Origin of the sequence: Paraburkholderia sp. EG286A (assembly GCF_040965375.1) — a bacterium.
Taxonomy (GTDB): Bacteria; Pseudomonadota; Gammaproteobacteria; order Burkholderiales; family Burkholderiaceae; genus Paraburkholderia.
On record NZ_JBFRCB010000010.1, the window covers coordinates 108,883 to 126,097 of the forward strand.

Consider the following 17,215-nt stretch of genomic DNA (forward strand, 5'->3'; position numbering starts at 1 on the left):
TCACTTTAGGACGTGCAACAAAAACAGTCAATACGCCACTATTTGCCACAACACCAGGGGATACGCTGATGCATCGGTAGTGACTGAGTCAGATGCGCCGCGGCAGGTCGCAGCGCGGCCCGGCCCTGCGTGCGCGCAGGGGAGCGACATGGAGATGGATGGGCAAACGCCCGTGTATGCGGCTCAGCGCTCGCCGCTCGCGACGATCACGCGCCACTGCTGCAGTTCGAACGCACGAGCGATACGCGGAGGCGGCGGCGCATCGACGACGACGCCTGCAATGTGCGGCACGGGCGTGATTCGCACGGGCGTGCCGTGCTCGAACTTGGTGTGGTCGGCGAGCACGTAGACCGCTTTGCCGGCGTTCATCATCAGATGCCGCTGCTCGGCGGCGAGCCGCGAGTAGTCGGTGAATTCGCCTTCCGGCGAGATACCGCTCACGCCGAGAAAAACGAGATCGACGCGATAGTGGGCGAGCGCGGTCATCGTCTCGATGCCGAATGCCGCTTCATCGTTCGGCTCGATGTCGCCGCCGAGCACGATCACCTTCACGCCCGGCGCGCGGCACAGTAGCAGGCCGATCGGCAGGCTGTTGGTGATGACCGTGAGGTCGCTGTGGTTCGTGAGCGCAGCGGCGAGGCCCAGCGTGGTGGAGCCCGAATCGAGCAGCACGACCATGCCGTCGGCGACGAGCCGCGCCGCCGCGGCGCCGATGGCTGCCTTGCCCGCAGCGTTCGCCGCTTCGCGCGTGGCAAGTGACGGTTCGTCAACAGCGCGCTTCGCCGCGCCGCCATGGACGAGACTCAGGCGGCCCTGTTCTGCGAGCGCCTTCAGGTCGCGGCGGATCGTTTCGCGCGAGACGCCTAGCGTCATGCTCATGTCGGCGACACTCACTGAGCCGCTCGCATCGAGGCTTTGCAGAATGTAGTCGGTGCGTCCGACGGCGAGACGGCGGTTCAGCGGCGCGGGTGGAGCAAGGGGTGGGGCGGCGCGGTCATCTGGCATGGTGTTGCCTTTCAGGAAAGGAAAGCGCGGCGGTGCCCGTGAACTGGACGCACAAGGGTAAGCCACAAAATACCACAAATTGCCGAGCCGTTCGTTCCTCTCGAAGACGTGGCAAATCACCGTTGTTTCTTGACGGTCGCGCGGTGCCACGCCACCCAGACGAGGCAAAGACCCCACGGCAAGCGCCCAGGGCTCGTGGCAAATGGAGTTGTTTTTTGTGGCGTCGTGTTGCATTATTTGGCACGGTTGCTGTCCTCGCAACGCATTTCACTTCGCATCGAGGCCCACCCTATGCCTACCCCTGTCCCTGCGCATGCGCGCGTCGTGATCGTCGGCGGCGGTATCGTCGGCTGCTCAGTGGCTTACCATGTCGCGAAACTCGGCTGGAGCGACATCGTCCTGCTCGAACAGGGCGTGCTCTCGTGCGGTACGACGTGGCACGCGGCGGGCCTCGTCGGCCAGTTGCGCGCGCAGCACAGCATGACGAAGCTCATTCGCTACTCCACGACCCTTTATGCCGAACTCGAGGCCGAAACGGGACTTGCCACGGGCTGGAAGCCGTGTGGGTCGCTCTCGGTGGCGCGCACGCCGGAGCGGATGACCCAGTTGAAACGCACGGCGGCGTCGGCGCGCGCCTATGGCGTGACTTGCGACGTCATCGGGCCGCGCGAGGCGGGCGAGTTGTGGCCGGTGATGCGCACCGACGACCTGCTTGGCGCCGTCTGGCTGCCGGGTGACGGCAAGGCGAATCCGACGGACCTGACGCAATCGCTCGCGCGCGGCGCACGCATGCGCGGCGCCCGCGTAATCGAGAACACGCGAATCACGGCTGTGCACACGGCTGCCACGCGCGCGCGGCGGGCCGTGACCGGGGTGACGTGGCGCAACAAGGACGGCGACGAAGGCACGTTGCACGCCGACCTCGTCGTGAACTGCGCGGGGCAGTGGGCGAAGGCGATCGGCCGGCTGGCTGGCGTCACGGTGCCCCTGCATTCGGCGGAGCACTACTACATCGTGACCGAGCGCATCGCGGGCGTGCATCCCGATTTGCCCGTCATGCGCGATCCCGACGGCTTTATCTACTTCAAGGAGGAAGTGGGCGGCCTCGTGATGGGCGGCTTCGAGCCCAATGCAAAGCCGTGGGGCATGAACGGGATTCCGGAGAACTTCGAGTTCCAGCTGCTACCCGACGACTGGGATCAGTTCGAAGTGCTGATGGAAAATGCCTTGCAGCGCGTGCCGGCGCTCGAAACCGCGCAGGTTCGCCAGTTCTATAACGGGCCGGAATCGTTCACGCCGGACAACAACTTCATTCTCGGCGAGGCGCCCGAGCTGCGCGGCTTCTTCGTGGGCGCAGGCTTCAACTCGATGGGCATCGCCTCGGCAGGCGGGGCCGGCATGGCGCTCGCCGAGTGGATCGTGGCCGGCGAGCCGACCATGGATCTGTGGCCCGTGGACATCCGCCGCTTTGCGCGCTTCAACGGCAACGACACCTGGCTGCACGACCGCGTGAAGGAAACACTGGGGTTGCACTATGCGATGCCCTGGCCAAATCGGGAACTCGACACGGCGCGGCCGTTCCGTCGCTCGCCGCTCCATGCGCTGCTCGCCGCCGATGGCGCCTGCTTCGGCAGCAAGATGGGCTGGGAGCGCGCGAACTTCTTCGCGCCCAAGCCCGCCGAGGCACGCATCGAGTACGCGTTCGGCCAGCAGAACTGGCTGGCGTGGAGCGGCGCGGAGCACCGCGCCTGCCGCGAGCGCGTTGCGCTGTTCGACATGACGTCGTTTGCCAAGCTGCTCGTCAAGGGGCGTGACGCGGAAGCCGTCCTGCAGGGCATCGTCGCCAATGACGTCGCCGTGCCGGTCGGCACCACGATCTATTCCGGCATCCTCAACGATCGCGGCGCCTACGAGTCGGACGTCACGCTCACGCGCCTGGCGCAAGACCAGTATCTCGTCGTCACTGGCTCCGCGCAGGCAACGCGCGACTTCGACTACCTCGAGAAGGCGATTGGCCACGATCGGCACTGCGTGCTCGTCGACGTCACCAGCCAGTACGCGGTGCTCGCCGTGATGGGGCCGCACTCGCGGGCGCTGCTGCAAAGTGTCTCGAAAGCAGACTGGAGTCCCACGGCCTTCCCGTTTGGCCAAAGCCGCGAGGTCGACATCGGCTACGCGACCGTGCGCGCAACGCGCGTGTCCTACGTCGGCGAACTGGGCTGGGAGCTCTATGTGCCCGTTGAATTTGCCGTGGGCGTCTACGAGACGCTTCACGCGGCGGGTGAAGCGTTCGGGCTCGTGAATGCGGGCTACTACGCGATCGAGTCATTGCGCCTCGAGAAGGGCTACCGCGCGTGGGGCCGCGAACTCTCGCCCGAGCACAACCCCTTCGAAGCCGGGCTCGCATTTGCGTGCAAGCTCGACAAGGACATCGCCTTTCGCGGGCGCGACGCACTTCTGCGTCTGCGCGACCAGCCATTGCAGCGTCGGCTCGCCGTGTTCAGCGCCGACGGCGCAAGCGATCGCATGCTATGGGGCGGCGAAGGCATTCTGCGCGACGGCAAACCGGTTGGCTCGGTAACGTCGGCCGCCTTCGGCCACACGCTCGGCTGCCCGGTTGCCATGGGCTATCTCTCGCGCCCGGATGGGCCTGTCGATGCCGCGTGGCTCGCCCAGGGGCGTTACACGATCGACGTGGCGGGAGAGCCGATTCCCGCGACGCTGCATCTGCAAGCGCCATACGATCCGCGCTCGTTGCGCATGAAGAGTTGACTGAGTCATTGCGGGTAACTGAAGGGCTGCTCGCGAGCGGGTCAACGGCATCGTCCTCCCAGGGTGGCAACATGCATTACGCGCAATTGCGGGCATTTCATGCGGTGGCGGAGCAGGGCGGCTTTTCGAAGGCGGCCCGCGCGCTTGCGCTTACCCAGCCGGCGATTTCCGATCACGTGCGGCGCCTCGAACAGGACTATGGCGTACAGCTTTTCGAGCGCACCGCGCGGGGTGTCGAACCGACGGACCTCGGCCGGCGTCTCTACGCGGTGACACGCCAGATGGTGGCCTGCGAGCGCGACGCCCGCCGCTTGCTCGAAGCCGCGGGCGAGCTCGAGTCGGGCGAGCTTTCCCTCGTCGCCGACGCACCGGACCTGGCGATGAGGCTGATCGGCGCGTTCCGGATGCGCCATCCGGGGATCGTGGTGAAACTCTCGGTGGCCAACGCGACCGAGTGCATGCAGCGCGTGCTGGCGGGCGTCGTCGATGCCGCGATCTCTGCCGCACGGGTCGTACATGCCGGCCTGGAAACGCGGGTGCTGTGCGAGGCGCCGCTCGTCGCTGTCGTTCCTGCCAGCAGCGCGCTGGCCACGCAGGCTGTGCTCAGCTATGAAGCGCTCGCGCTCGAACCGATGATCTTCCGCGAAACGCAATCCGTCACGCAGCAACTGCTCGAAGCGGAACTGGTCCGCAAGGGCCTGCAAGTGCGTCCCGTGCTGTACGTGGAAGGTCGCGAAGCGTTGCAAACCGCGATTACGCAGGGCGTTGGCGTGGGTGTCATCGCGCGCACGGAGTTCGGCGGCTCGCCGGGCGTGCGCGCGATTGCGCTCGCCGACTGCCAGGTCCGCATGGTCGAGTCGCTGGCGCGGCTCGCGGACCGCCCGGCGTCGAACCTCCTCGATGCACTTTTTAGTACCGACCCTGTATCGCCCTGACTTCGGGCTCGATCGTTGCTACCCCCTACCGCGGGTCCGCCAGGCGATCGAACGGGCGCAGATGGGCGGACAACGATCGACTCATACGAAGCAGAAGGCATCTGTCATGAAACGCGAAGCATGAAAGAACGAGCCACTGTCGTGTGCTGGCAGCGCGGACGGATTCTCCTCGTCGAACGGGGACGATCGCGATGGTCGCTGCCGGGCGGCACGATCCGGCGCGCAGAGTCGCCAGCGGACGCTGCCCTGCGCGAACTCAACGAAGAAACGACGCTCGAGGGCTGCGAGCTGGGATACCTGTTCCAGTTCGGCGGGCTCAACAAGCGGCACCACGTCTTTTTCTCCGTGCTGCACGACGACGCGAGACCGGCGCCGAGCAACGAGATCCTAAGGTGCCGCTGGTTTCGTCCCCAGAAGGTATCGACACTGATTACCAGCGTGCCGACACGCGAAATCGTCAGTCTCCTGTTCGGTCATGAAGTGGAGCAACCCACGCTCGTGCGCGCGTAACGCGCTCTGCCGCCGCGCGGCCTCGTTCCCCGCAGCCCCGTCCAGCTTCGAATCCAGACGTCACTCCACGCGCGCCGCCCGCAACTATCGGGCGCGCTGATGAATGAGATCGCAAATTGCGAGTTTTTCTATTGGCCGCTCATTTATACGATATTCACTATCGGCACAAAGTTTGTGCAGCTGCACCGCAAGCGTATCTGGAGGAGCGATGGAACATCAGCCCCGCACGCAGAATGAAAAGCTCGAGGTCAAGACCACGACGTGCTACATGTGCGCGTGCCGCTGTGGCATACGCGTGCATCTTCGCGACGGCGAGGTTCGTTATATCGACGGCAATCCCGAGCATCCGCTTAATCAGGGTGTGATCTGCGCCAAAGGCTCGTCGGGCATCATGAAGCAGTATTCGCCGGCGCGCCTCACGCAGCCGCTGCTGCGCAAACCGGACGCCCTGCGCGGCACCGCCCAGTTCGAGCCCATCTCCTGGGAAGTGGCGTTCGACATGCTGGAAAAGCGCCTCGCGCATCTGCGCGCGACCGACCCGAGGCAATTCGCGCTCTTCACGGGCCGCGACCAGATGCAGGCGCTCACAGGTTTGTTCGCCAAACAGTTCGGCACCCCAAACTATGCGGCGCACGGCGGCTTCTGCTCGGCGAACATGGCGGCCGGCATGATCTATACGATGGGCGGCTCGTTCTGGGAGTTCGGCGGACCGGACCTCGACCGCGCGAGGCTGTTCTTCATGATCGGTACCGCGGAGGACCATCACTCGAATCCGCTGAAGATTGCGATTTCGAAGTTCAAGCGCGCGGGCGGCCGCTTCATCGCCATCAATCCGATCCGCACGGGCTACGCGGCAATCGCCGATGAGTGGGTGCCGATCCGTCCCGGCACGGATGGCGCGCTGTTCATGGCGCTCATGCGTGAGCTGATCGAAAGTAACGCGTATGACCGCGAATTCGTCGAGCGCTATACGAATGCGGGTGAACTGCTCGATATGCGCGCCGACTGCGATACATATGGCCTGTTCGTGCAGGACCCGACGGTCGAAGTGCGCAATCCGCTGTTTCCGCAGAATCACCTCTGGTGGGACGCCGCGAGCCAGCGCGAAGTGCCGCATCATGCGCCCGGCGTGCGTCCCGCGCTGGAAGGGCGCTATACGCTCGCAGACGGCACGCCCGTCGCGCCGTCGTTCGAGTTGCTGCGTAAGCAGGTTGCCGACTGCACGCCGGAGTGGGCGGCGCAGATCACCGGCATTCCCGCCGCGACGATCCGCCGGCTGGCTCAGGAAATGGCCGATGTCGCGCGCGATCAGAAGGTCACCTTGCCGATTCAGTGGACCGACGCCTGGGGCGAAACGCACGAAACCGTGACGGGTGCGCCCATTGCCTTTCACGCCATGCGCGGGCTCGCCGCGCATTCGAACGGCTTTCAGTCGATACGCGGCCTCGCCGTGCTGATGTCGCTGCTCGGCACCATCGACCGGCCCGGCGGTTTCCGCCACAAGTCGCCTTATCCGCGCGCCGTGCCGCCCTCGGCGAAGCCGCCCAACAGCCCCGACGACGTGAAGCCGAACACGCCGCTCGCGAACGGTCCGCTGGGCTGGCCCGCTGCGCCGGAAGATCTGTTTATCGACGCCAAGGGCGAGCCCGTGCGCATCGACAAGGCGTTTTCGTGGGAGTACCCGCTCGCCGTGCATGGTTTGATGCATAGCGTCATTACGAACGCGTGGCGCGGCGATCCCTATCCCATCGATACGCTGTTGATCTTCATGGCCAACATGGCGTGGAATTCGTCGATGAACACGATGGAAGTCCGCAAGATGCTCGCGGACAAGCACGAGAACGGCGAGTACAAGATTCCGTTCATCGTGGTGTGCGATGCGTTCCAGTCGGAGATGACGGCCTTCGCCGACCTGATTCTGCCCGACACGACCTACCTCGAACGCCACGACGCGATGTCGATGCTCGACCGGCCCATTTCCGAATTCGATGGTCCTGTGGACTCCGTGCGCGTGCCCGTCGTTCCGCCGACGGGCGAATGCAAGCCGTTCCAGGAGGTGCTCGTCGAGTTGGCGAGCCGCCTGAAGCTGCCGGCCTTCACGACGCCCGAAGGCACGCGCAAATACCGCGACTATCCGGACTTCATCATCAATCACCAGACGGCGCCGGGCTCCGGCGTGGGCTTCCTGATCGGCTGGCGCGGCAAGGACGGCGACAAGGCGCTGGTCGGCGAACCGAACCCGCGGCAGTGGGAGGAGTACGCGAAGCACAACTGCGTCTACCACTACACGCTGCCCGAGTCGCTGCAGTACATGCGCAACTGCAACGGGCCTTATCTGGATTTCGCCGTCGAAAAGGGCTTTCGCAAGTTCAACGAGCCGATCGTCATCGCGCTTTACTCAGACGTGATGCAGAAGTTCCGGCTCGCCGCCCAGGGCAAGACCAAGGGCCGGCAGCCGCCCGAGCATTTGCGCGCGCGCATCGAGCAATACTTCGACCCGCTGCCGTTCTGGCATGCGCCGCTCGAGCACGACGCGACCGATCACGCGCAGTATCCGCTCGCGGCCGTCACGCAGCGTCCCATGGCGATGTACCACTCGTGGGACTCGCAGAACGCCTGGCTGCGGCAGATTCACGGCGAGAACTATCTGTACATGAATCCGCGCACGGCGGCGGCGCAGGGCATCGAGGACGGCGGCTGGATCTACGTCGAATCGCAGTGGGGCAAGGTGCGCTGCCTCGCGCGCTACAGCGAAGCGGTCGAGCCGGGCACGGTCTGGACGTGGAACGCCATCGGCAAGTCGGCGGGCGCCTGGAATCTCGGACCCGACGCCAACGAATCGCAGCGCGGCTTCCTGCTGAACCACCTGATCGCCGACGAGATTCCCGTCAAGCGCGCCGATCACACGCGCACCTCGAACTCCGATCCGGTCACGGGGCAAGCCGCGTGGTACGACGTGCGCGTGCGCATCTACCCGGCGGAGGCGCACGCCGACCACACGCTGCCGCAGTTCGCCCCCATGCCCGCGCTGCCGGGCGCCGTCGGCACCGGTGGCGCGGGGGGCTTCATCCATCGCGTCGTGCAGACGTATTTCGCCGGGCGCGGCGAGTTTGCCGCGCGTCTTGCGAAAGCCGCGCAACGCAAGTGAAACGGAGAGCATGCTATGACACAGATGGCGCTCGTGATCGATCTGAACGTCTGCGTGGGCTGCCACGCGTGCGTGACGAGCTGCAAGGAATGGAACACGTCGGGCGAGGCGGGCAGTCTTGCCGACTTTCGCCCGTATGACGCCGATCCGTCGGGCACGTTCTTCAACCGGGTGCAGACGTTCGAAGCCGGCGAGTATCCGCTTGCCGACACCATTCATTTTCCCAAGTCGTGCCTGCACTGCGAGGACCCGCCGTGCGTGCCGGTCTGTCCGACCGGGGCAAGCTACAAGCGCAAGGAAGACGGCCTCGTGCTGGTCGACTACGACCGCTGCATCGGCTGCAAGTACTGCGCGTGGGCCTGCCCCTACGGCGCGCGCGAAATCGACGAAGCGCGCAAGGAAATGACCAAGTGCACGCTGTGCTCGGACCGCATCTACAACGAAGCGCTGCCGGAGCGCGACCGCAAGCCCGCGTGCGTGCTGGCGTGCCCGACCTCGGCGCGCCTCTTCGGCGACATTCACGATCCGGAGTCGGTCGTGTCGAAGGCGATCCGCGAACGGGGCGGCTATCAGCTGATGCCCGAGTGGGGAACCCGGCCGTCGAATCACTATTTGCCGCGTCAACCGGTGACGTCCTGCGGCAGCGGCTCGTGTTCGTGCAAGACAGCGGGCGCGGGGGAGACCGAAACGCTGGAAACGCAGGTCGAACACGGCGCGCTCAATCTCGCGTCGATCGCCACGCGCGTATGAGCACGTCAGCGCGCCCGCATGGCGCGCCCCGAATCAAAGAGTGGAGAACGGTATGAATCCGGCATTTTCCGTGGTGTTTCTCACCACGCTGAGCGGTGCGGGCCAGGGGTTGCTGATCGCGCTCGTCGGCGTGGAGCTGGCGCAGCGGCTCGGCTTCGGCGACGTGGCGGCGGTTCCGGCGATGTTCTATGTCGTCGGCGCGGCGCTTTCGTGCGCGCTGGGCGCATTGGGGCTCGTGGCGTCGTTCTTCCATCTCGGCCATCCCGAGCGGGCATGGCGGGCCATTGCGATGTGGCGCACCTCGTGGCTGTCGCGCGAATGCCTGTGTCTTCCCGCGTTTCTGGCCTGCACGTTCGCCTATGGTCTCGCGCACCTGCTTGGGGCCTCGTATTCCCTCGCAATAGGGGGCGTGGCTGTCGTCGCGAGCCTGCTGCTGTTCGTGTGCACCGCGATGATCTACGCGTGTCTGCGCTTTCTGCAGGAATGGGCGACGCCGCTCACGCTGGTCAACTTCGTCTTGCTCGGCTGCGCGTCCGGCTTCACGCTCGCGACCGCGTGCGCCGCAAAGTTCGCACCGGCCATGGCGGTGCCGCTCGCCGTCTGCGCCTGCGTGTTGACGCTGGCGGGCTGCGCGTCGCGTACGGCCTCGCTGGTCCGCAACGCGCGCCTGCGCCCGAAATCGACCGTGCAAAGCGCGACCGGCATTCGTGCGGCACATGTCGAGCAGAAGTCGCGGGGATTTACGGCGGGCGCTTTCAATCTGCGCGAGTTCTTTCACGGCAAGACGCCAGGCGCGCTCAAACGCATCAAGTGGACGTTCCTGATCGCGGCGTTCCTCGCTCCTTTCTGCCTCGTGGCGATCGGCGGCGGCATTCGATCCGTTGGGCTCTCGTTCGCGGTGTTTTGCCTGGCGGCTGTGATCCAGTACGCGGGACTGGTGGCGGAGCGCTGGTTTTTCTTTGCCGAAGCGCGGCATCCGCAGAATCTCTACTATCAGCGTTCCTAGTGGAGTGGGAGGCATCCAGACTCGAGCCTTAGCCGGCGGCTACACGCACGCTACTCGCGGAACGTCTTCGCGGTTTCCGTTGCGGCATGCCTCAGGTCGGGCACGAAGGCGAGCAGATCGTCGAGCGCGACGCGCCCCACCGGCGCCTGCACGGCGATTGCCGCGCACGCACGGTTGCGGTCCAGCATCACGGGAACGGCGATCGCGATCAAGCCCTGTAAATGCTCCTGATTATTGATCGCGAGCTGGCGGCGGCGTGTCACCGCCAGTTCCTTGCGCAACGCTTCGCGGTCGGTGATCGTTTGCTCCGAATGCGCGCGCAGCGGCAGCGTGTCGATCATGCGGTCGCGCCGCTCCTTGGGCAGAAAGCTCAGCAGCAGCTTGCCGCTCGCCGAGCAGTGCAGCGGCACATGCGAGCCCGGCTGCAGATGCATTCGCAGCGGCCATTCGGTCTCCACGCGGTCGACATAGACCACGTCGTTACCGGCGAGCATGGTGAGATTGCAGGTCTCGCCGATCTTCTCGACGAGCTGCTCGAGCAGCAGATGCCGCGCCGCCGCCGGCCCCGCATGCATCAGCACGTTCACCGCCATCATTCTCACGCGGGCCGAACACTCGTAGAGCTTGTCGTTGGCGCCGCGCGTGACGAGCCACGCGTCGGTGAGCTGCGCCAGGATGCGGTGCACGGTCTGCTTGGGCAAACCGAGCGCATCCACCAGATCCATCATCGCCAAAGGACGGCCTGCCTGGGCTAGCGTTTCCAGCACGCGAAACGCGCGGACTGCCGCCGCATTCGATTGGTTCGATGTGGACACGCTTGTCTCCTGCGTCGGTTGCGTTGTGCGGTCGACGCCAGCTTTCCCGTCATTGTGCATCTCCCAATGCGATTTTCGGGACTGGTGAAAGTCCCGAAAATCGCATATTCCGCGCCTTGGTAGTCGTGTGTCTGCGATTGCGCGGGAATCGGGACTCGCACTCGCGCGCCGATGAATAGATTGGCAGTACAGCCAATTATTTGATCGGAGCGCGCCGATGAATGTGAGAGAGACCGTCGCCAACGCCGCCGGTGCGGGCAAACCCGAAGCGCCCGCGCCGCAGATCGCCGCGCTCGTGGCGCGTGCGCGTGCGGCGCAGCAAGCGTTCGAGTTCGCCGGGCAGGCAACCCTGGATACCGCCGCGGCGGCCGCTGCGTGGGCGATCATGGAGCCCGGCCGAAACCGCGAGCTGGCCGAACTGGCGGTGCGCGACACAGGGCTCGGCAACGCCGACGACAAGTTCCGCAAGAACTACCGCAAGACGCTCGGGTTGCTGCGCGACCTGCATGGAAGAAAGACCTGCGGCGTGATCGCGCGTGACGAGGCCACGGGCATCGTCGAAATCGCGCGCGCGGTCGGGGTGGTCGCGGCGATCACGCCGTCCACCAATCCGGCCGCGACGCCCGCCAACAAGATCGTCAACGCGCTCAAATGCGGCAATGCGGTGATCGTCGCGCCTTCGCCGAAGGGCTATGGCGCGTGCGAGACGCTCATCGGCTTCATCCACGCGCAGTTCGCCAAAGCGGGGCTGGACCCGGCGCTCGTGCAGATGCTGCCCGCGCCGGTGGACAAGGCTGCCACCGCCGCGCTGATGCGCGAAGCCGACCTCGTGGTCGCGACGGGCTCGCAGGCCAATGTGCGCATGGCCTACGCCAGCGGCACGCCGGCCTTCGGCGTGGGGGCCGGCAACGTGGCGTCGATCGTCACGCGCACGGCGAACCTTCGCGATGCGGCGCACAAGATTGCCGCGTCGAAGACCTTCGACAACGCGACGAGCTGCTCGTCGGAGAACAGCGTCGTGATCGACGAGGCGGTCTACGACGCGATGCTGCACGAACTCGCCGCCTGTGGCGGCGTGCTGCTCGACGCGCAGCAAAAGGCGCAATTGCAGCCGGCGATGTGGACCGACGGCAAGCTCTCCTCGCGTTGCACTGCAAAATCCGCGGAACAGATCGCGCGCGCCGCCGGCCTCGACGAACTGGCAGAGGTCGCGGCGCACACAGGCGCGTTCCTCATGGTCGAGGAGAGCGGCTTCGGCGCGGCCCATCCGTTTTCGGGCGAAAAGCTCGCACCCGTGCTCACCGTCTACCGCGCGCGCGATTTCGGCGTGGCGGCCGATATCGTGCGCAGCCTCTACGCGTATATGGGCGCGGGTCACTCGGTCGGTCTTCACACGGACGACCCGGATCAAGCCGTGACGCTGGGTTCGACGCTGCCGGTGGCGCGCGTGATCGTCAACCAGGCGCATTGCTTCGCGACGGGCGGCAACTTCGACAACGGCCTGCCGTTCTCGCTCTCGATGGGCTGCGGGACCTGGGGGCGCAACAACTTCTCGGACAATCTCGGCTTTCGCCAGTACCTGAACATCACGCGCGTGGCGTACCCGATCGCGGAGCATGTTCCGGAACTCGACACCTTGCTCGGCGACTATTTCCGGAGGTTCGGCCAATGAGCGCGCCCGCCACGATCCGTGCGCTGATCGAAGCCCGCGCCGCGCAGTACCCGGACAAGCCCTTCCTGCTGGCCGCGCCCGACGAAGGCGCCAGCGCAGATGCCGGCGCAGCCGCCGGCAACGCCACGGCAGGCGCGACGCTGACCTTCGGCGCGTTGCTCGAGCGTTGCCGCACGCTCGAGAGCCGCTTTCGCGACGCCGGCCTCAAGCCGGGCGACGTCGTTTCCGTGCTGATGGGCAACGGCATCCAGACTGCCACGCTGCTGCTCGGCGCGATGTACAGCGGACTGATCGCGCATCCGCTCAATTTGCTTTGCCAGGCGTCGCAGCTTGCCTATATCGTCGAGCATTCGGATACGCGGATGATCTTCGCGAGCGCGCAGACCAGCGGCGCGCTCGCGGCGGCGCTCGCCGCGCTGCGCGAGCAGGGCATGTCGCGCCACATCGCGCTCGTGCGCACGGAGCCCGATGCCGTTGCCTTGCCGGTGCTGCCCGTACTCGAAACGGCGGCCGCCGATGAGGCGAGCGTTGTGCCGGCGGCGGCGAGCCTCGAAGGCCTCCCGGTCCTGGAATCAGCGCCCGTGGAAGAAGCCCGGTCCGGGCCCGATGGGGCCGACATCGCCCTGCTGATGTACACCTCGGGCACGACCGGTGCGCCGAAGGGCGTGCTGCTCAGCCACGCCAGCCTCCATGCGAACGCGCGCAACATCAGCCTCGAGCACCGGCTCGCCGACGACGACCGCGTGCTGGCATCGCTGCCGCTCTATCACATCAACGGCCTCGTCGTGACCTTGCTTGCGCCGCTCTGGCACGCGGGCTCGGTTGTGCTCACGCCGCGCTTCTCCGGGCGCACGTTCTGGCGCGACGCCGCCAGCTACGGCTGCACATGGATCAACGTGGTGCCGACCATCGTCGCCTATCTCCTCAACGGCGACGAACCGAGCGGGCTCGACCTCTCGGCGCTCAAGTTCTGCCGCAGCGCGTCGGCCGCGCTGCCCGCCGACCATCATCGCGCATTCGAGGCGCGCTTCGGCGTCGGCGTCATCGAAACGATGGGGATGACCGAGACCGCCGCGCCGGTCTTTAGCAATCCGTACGATACATCGCGGCGCCGCATCGGCAGCATCGGCCTGCCATCGGGCGGCGAAGCGCGCGTTATCGATCGTGACGGCCGTGAATGCGGACCGAACGAGTGCGGCGAAATCGTGCTGCGCGGCGCCCAGCTCATGCGCGGCTACTACAAGCGCGGCGAGGACACGGCCAAGGCCTTCACCGCCGACGGCTGGCTGCGTACCGGCGACCTCGGCTATCGCGACGACGAAGGCTACTTCTATATCAACGGCCGCTCGAAGGAACTGATCATCAAGGGCGGCGAGAACATCGCGCCGCGCGAGATCGACGAGGCGCTGCTGCGCCATCCGGGCGTGCTCGACGCGGCGGCCGTCGGCGTGCCCGATCCCGCCTATGGGCAGGAGATCGTCGCGTTCGTGGTGGCGCGCGAGGCGCACTGGCAGGGCGCGCCCGACCCGGACGCTCTGCGCGAGCACTGCCTGCGCGAACTGGGCCGCTACAAAACGCCGAAAGAGATCCGCTTCGTGAACGAACTGCCGCGCGGCCCCTCGGGCAAGGTCCAACGGCTGAAGCTCGTGACGCCCTCGGGCTGATACACGACTGCGCCTCGCGCGCCAATGCGCGCATCCGACCCGGCGACACAAAAGAGAGACTCAGGAGACGACGACATGAAGCAGCACGCGCAGCGCGTCAAGACGCGCCATATCATTCTCGCGGTCATGTGTCTGATGTATTTCATCTCGTACATCGACCGCGTCAACATCGCGGTCGCGGGACCGCTGATCCGCCACGAAATGGGCCTGAGCGCGGTGCAGCTCGGCCTGGTATTTTCCGCATTCGCCTATCCCTATGCCGTCATGCAGATCATCGGCGGCTGGCTTTCCGACAAGTTCGGTCCGAAGATCGTGCTCACCGTGCTCTCGCTGATCTGGGGCGCGGCGACGCTCGCCACGGGCTTTGCCGGTAGTGTCGCGATGCTGGTGGGGCTGCGCTTCGCGCTCGGCGTGGGCGAGGGCGGGGCGTTTCCCACGGCCACACGCGCTTTCACGTACTGGATGCCGGTGGGCGAACGCGGCTTCGCGCAGGGCATCACACACAGCTTCGCGCGCCTGGGCGGCGCGATCACGCCGCCGCTCGTGCTCGCGGTGGTCGTGGCAGGCGGCTGGCGCGACGCGTTCATCCTGCTCGGCATCGCGAGCCTCATGTGGACGGTGCTCTATCTCTTCGTGTTCACGAACTCGCCGGAACAGAACCGGCGCGTCACGCCTGAAGAGACCGCCGAGATCGGCTATTGCAAGGGCGACTGCGACCGGGCGAAGCGCGCGGCGACGCCGTGGCGCAAGCTCGTGCGGCGCATGTGGCTCGTCACGTTCGTCGACTTCTGCTATGGCTGGCTGTTGTGGGTCTATCTCACATGGCTGCCGTCGTATCTGAAGGAGTCGCGCGGCTTCGACCTCAAGCAGCTCGCGCTCTTCACGGCGCTGCCGCTGCTCGCCGGCGTGGTGGGCGACACGCTCGGCGGCGTGGTCTCCGACCGCATCTACAAGTGGACGGGCCGGCTGCGCTTCGCGCGCTGCTCGGTGCTCGTGACGGGCATGGGCGGCTCGCTCATTTTCCTGCTGCCCATGGTGTCCGTCTCGAACCCGATGGTCGCGGTGCTGTTCCTCTCCGCTTCGTTCTTCTTCCTCGAGATCACGAATCCGGTGCTGTGGACACTGCCGCTCGATATCGCCGGCAAGTACGCGGGCACGGCGGGCGGCATGATGAACACGGGCTTCGGCATTGCGGGGATGGTGTCGCCGGTCGTGTTCGGCTACCTGATCCAGCACACCGGCAGCTACAACGTGCCGTTCCTGATCTCGGCCGGGTTGCTGGCGCTGGGCATCGTCGCGGCGCTCTTCATCGATACCTCACGAACGGTCGAGGCCGACGAGGAACGCGAGCGGCGCATGGGCCCGGAAGAGGCAGGGGCCTTCGCGTTCCTCGACAGCATGCCGACCGTGCGGCTCGAGCGGCACACGCTGCGGCGGCCGCTGCGCTGGTGGCGTTGAGCCTCGCAGGGGGGCGAGGCGTGAGGCACTACATGCGGCGGCCCTGAAGGCGTCCGGGGGCTTCCGGTGCCTTGCGGGGGCCGTCGCCCAGGTACGCCTTATGCGCCGCCGTCGAGCTTGCGCAGGCGCCAGATGAGGCTCGACGTGTCGAAGCGGCTGCCGCCCAAACGCTGTACGTCGCCGTAGAACTGATCGACGAGCGCCGTGACCGGCAGCGCCGCGCCGTTGCGCTTCGCTTCGTCGAGGCAGAAGCCGAGGTCCTTGCGCATCCAGTCCACGGCGAAGCCGAAGTCGAACTTGTTGGCCATCATGGTCTGGCCGCGGTTGTCCATCTGCCAGCTCGCGGCGGCGCCCTTGCCGATCACGTCGAGCACGAGCGCCATGTCGAGCCCGGCGCGCTCGCCGAAGTTGATCGCCTCGGACAGCCCTTGCACGAGGCCCGCGATACAGATCTGATTGACCATCTTGGCGAGCTGGCCGGCGCCCGCTGCGCCCACCAGCGTCACGGCCGCCCCGTAGTGGGCGAGCGTCGGCTTCGCGCGTTCGAAGGCCGCGGCTTCGCCGCCGCACATGATCGTGAGCTTGCCGTTCTGGGCGCCCGCCTGGCCGCCCGACACGGGCGCGTCGATGAAATGCAGGCCCTGCTCGCCGGCTTGCGCCGAAAGCTCGCGCGCGACGTTGGCGGAGGCGGTCGTGTGGTCGGCAAACACGGCGTCGCGCGCCATGCCGGCGAAGGCGCCGTCCGCGCCGAGCGCGATGCTGCGCAGGTCGTCGTCGTTGCCGACGCAGGCGAGCACCAGATCGGCGCCCTGGGCAGCTTCGCGCGGCGTGGCGGCCGCGCGGCCGCCGTATTCGGCGACCCATTGCGCGGCCTTTGCGGCGGTGCGGTTGTAGACCGTGACGTCGAGCCCGGCCTTGGCGAGATGGCCGGCCATGGGATGGCCCATCACGCCGAGGCCCAGGAACGCGACACGGCGTACCGGATTGGGGGCGGACGAGGATGCGGATTGGCTCACAGTGGCTCCTTGGGGTGGGGTTTGAGGCTGGGGCGGTTTCATTATCTCAGCTATCGGCGCGGCGCCTGGGCGGCGTCCGCACGAGGCGGCGCCGGCCTGGGCGCGAGCTGGACGCGGCCTGGACTCAACGATAAGGCGCGTCTGGCACTAGCCGCGCGCGTTTTTGTCAGCCGATACTCGGTACAACAAGACGGCCTGGCCGGCCTCGCTCGCGACTGGAGCAGCGCGCCCGGGTCCCCAAAAGGAGACAAGGATGCTCAGGTATCTGATCGGAATCGGCCTCCCTTTTCTGGGCGTCATCGGCGCGCTGCCGTGGGTGGCCGCACAGCAGGACCGCTACGTCTTTGGCGTGCCCTTCATCTACGCGTGGATCTTCGCCTGGTTCCTGCTGACCTCCGGGTGTCTCTTCATCTGCTGGCGCTGCTTCGACCGGCACCGCTACGCGAACGAGCACTAGCGAGCGC

Annotated in this window: 13 protein-coding genes; 10 read left to right on the forward strand and 3 right to left on the reverse strand. The window is 66.4% G+C overall.

Features of this window, described 5'->3' with window-relative positions; genetic code table 11:
- Positions 1 to 183 precede the first annotated feature (183 nt).
- Positions 184 to 1,005, reverse strand: a complete 822-nt coding sequence (locus AB4Y35_RS35420; protein WP_368708067.1) for a DeoR/GlpR family DNA-binding transcription regulator — start codon at positions 1,003 to 1,005, stop codon at positions 184 to 186.
- 291 nt (positions 1,006 to 1,296) lie between these two features.
- Here AB4Y35_RS35420 and AB4Y35_RS35425 point away from each other — a divergent pair, with 291 nt between their 5' ends.
- From AB4Y35_RS35425 to AB4Y35_RS35450, 6 genes are all read left to right on the forward strand, one after another.
- On the forward strand, positions 1,297 to 3,777 hold the full coding sequence (locus AB4Y35_RS35425; RefSeq protein ID WP_368708068.1) for an FAD-dependent oxidoreductase: 2,481 nt from the start codon (positions 1,297 to 1,299) through the stop codon (positions 3,775 to 3,777).
- A gap of 71 nt (positions 3,778 to 3,848) precedes the next feature.
- A complete protein-coding gene (locus AB4Y35_RS35430) occupies positions 3,849 to 4,712 on the forward strand; it encodes a LysR substrate-binding domain-containing protein (RefSeq protein WP_368708069.1) in 864 nt (287 codons plus the stop codon).
- Between the two features lie 120 nt (positions 4,713 to 4,832).
- Complete coding sequence (locus AB4Y35_RS35435; RefSeq protein WP_368708070.1) at positions 4,833 to 5,222, forward strand: NUDIX hydrolase; 390 nt, start codon at positions 4,833 to 4,835, stop codon at positions 5,220 to 5,222.
- A 208-nt stretch (positions 5,223 to 5,430) separates the two neighbouring features.
- The gene (locus AB4Y35_RS35440; protein ID WP_368708071.1) at positions 5,431 to 8,370 is read left to right on the forward strand and encodes a molybdopterin oxidoreductase family protein; all 2,940 of its coding nucleotides are present in this window, start codon (positions 5,431 to 5,433) and stop codon (positions 8,368 to 8,370) included.
- A gap of 15 nt (positions 8,371 to 8,385) precedes the next feature.
- The gene (locus AB4Y35_RS35445; RefSeq protein WP_368694930.1) at positions 8,386 to 9,120 is read left to right on the forward strand and encodes a 4Fe-4S dicluster domain-containing protein; all 735 of its coding nucleotides are present in this window, start codon (positions 8,386 to 8,388) and stop codon (positions 9,118 to 9,120) included.
- 52 nt (positions 9,121 to 9,172) lie between these two features.
- Positions 9,173 to 10,126: a dimethyl sulfoxide reductase anchor subunit family protein gene (locus tag AB4Y35_RS35450; RefSeq protein WP_368708072.1), complete on the forward strand. Its 954-nt coding sequence runs from the start codon at positions 9,173 to 9,175 to the stop codon at positions 10,124 to 10,126.
- A gap of 50 nt (positions 10,127 to 10,176) precedes the next feature.
- Here AB4Y35_RS35450 and AB4Y35_RS35455 read toward each other — a convergent pair whose 3' ends face one another.
- Positions 10,177 to 10,941 carry an IclR family transcriptional regulator gene (locus AB4Y35_RS35455; protein WP_246089173.1) on the reverse strand — a complete coding sequence of 255 codons (765 nt, stop codon included), beginning with the start codon at positions 10,939 to 10,941 and terminating at the stop codon, positions 10,177 to 10,179.
- A gap of 217 nt (positions 10,942 to 11,158) precedes the next feature.
- On the opposite strand from AB4Y35_RS35455, the gene AB4Y35_RS35460 reads away from it, so the two are divergent.
- The 3 genes from AB4Y35_RS35460 to AB4Y35_RS35470 all read left to right on the forward strand — a co-directional run bounded on the left by AB4Y35_RS35460 (position 11,159) and on the right by AB4Y35_RS35470 (position 15,735).
- Positions 11,159 to 12,613, forward strand: a complete 1,455-nt coding sequence (locus tag AB4Y35_RS35460) for an aldehyde dehydrogenase family protein (protein ID WP_368708073.1) — start codon at positions 11,159 to 11,161, stop codon at positions 12,611 to 12,613.
- A complete protein-coding gene (locus tag AB4Y35_RS35465; RefSeq protein ID WP_368708074.1) occupies positions 12,610 to 14,277 on the forward strand; it encodes an AMP-binding protein in 1,668 nt (555 codons plus the stop codon). Before AB4Y35_RS35460 ends, AB4Y35_RS35465 begins: the two co-directional genes overlap by 4 nt.
- 75 nt (positions 14,278 to 14,352) lie before the next feature.
- Positions 14,353 to 15,735 (forward strand): MFS transporter, encoded by a 1,383-nt coding sequence (locus AB4Y35_RS35470; RefSeq protein WP_368708075.1) that lies wholly within the window; start codon positions 14,353 to 14,355, stop codon positions 15,733 to 15,735.
- 98 nt (positions 15,736 to 15,833) lie between these two features.
- Here the strand turns inward: AB4Y35_RS35470 and AB4Y35_RS35475 are convergent, their stop codons facing one another.
- A complete protein-coding gene (locus AB4Y35_RS35475) occupies positions 15,834 to 16,751 on the reverse strand; it encodes an NAD(P)-dependent oxidoreductase (protein ID WP_368708076.1) in 918 nt (305 codons plus the stop codon).
- A 253-nt stretch (positions 16,752 to 17,004) separates the two neighbouring features.
- Here AB4Y35_RS35475 and AB4Y35_RS35480 point away from each other — a divergent pair, with 253 nt between their 5' ends.
- Positions 17,005 to 17,208, forward strand: coding sequence for a DUF3311 domain-containing protein (locus AB4Y35_RS35480; RefSeq protein ID WP_324157821.1), 204 nt, complete (start codon positions 17,005 to 17,007; stop codon positions 17,206 to 17,208).
- The last annotated feature ends 7 nt before the right edge of the window (positions 17,209 to 17,215 follow it).

What these genes read in the sequence shown, in the direction of transcription:
- AB4Y35_RS35450 (WP_368708072.1), top strand. Translation starts at nt 9,173, where the DNA reads ATGAATCCGGCATTTTCCGTGGTGTTTCTCACCACGCTGAGCGGTGCG.
- AB4Y35_RS35420 (WP_368708067.1), bottom strand. Translation starts at nt 1,005, where the DNA reads ATGCCAGATGACCGCGCCGCCCCACCCCTTGCTCCACCCGCGCCGCTG.
- AB4Y35_RS35430 (WP_368708069.1), top strand. Translation starts at nt 3,849, where the DNA reads ATGCATTACGCGCAATTGCGGGCATTTCATGCGGTGGCGGAGCAGGGC.
- AB4Y35_RS35440 (WP_368708071.1), top strand. Translation starts at nt 5,431, where the DNA reads ATGGAACATCAGCCCCGCACGCAGAATGAAAAGCTCGAGGTCAAGACC.
- AB4Y35_RS35460 (WP_368708073.1), top strand. Translation starts at nt 11,159, where the DNA reads ATGAATGTGAGAGAGACCGTCGCCAACGCCGCCGGTGCGGGCAAACCC.
- AB4Y35_RS35470 (WP_368708075.1), top strand. Translation starts at nt 14,353, where the DNA reads ATGAAGCAGCACGCGCAGCGCGTCAAGACGCGCCATATCATTCTCGCG.
- AB4Y35_RS35480 (WP_324157821.1), top strand. Translation starts at nt 17,005, where the DNA reads ATGCTCAGGTATCTGATCGGAATCGGCCTCCCTTTTCTGGGCGTCATC.
- AB4Y35_RS35435 (WP_368708070.1), top strand. Translation starts at nt 4,833, where the DNA reads ATGAAAGAACGAGCCACTGTCGTGTGCTGGCAGCGCGGACGGATTCTC.
- AB4Y35_RS35445 (WP_368694930.1), top strand. Translation starts at nt 8,386, where the DNA reads ATGACACAGATGGCGCTCGTGATCGATCTGAACGTCTGCGTGGGCTGC.
- AB4Y35_RS35465 (WP_368708074.1), top strand. Translation starts at nt 12,610, where the DNA reads ATGAGCGCGCCCGCCACGATCCGTGCGCTGATCGAAGCCCGCGCCGCG.
- AB4Y35_RS35425 (WP_368708068.1), top strand. Translation starts at nt 1,297, where the DNA reads ATGCCTACCCCTGTCCCTGCGCATGCGCGCGTCGTGATCGTCGGCGGC.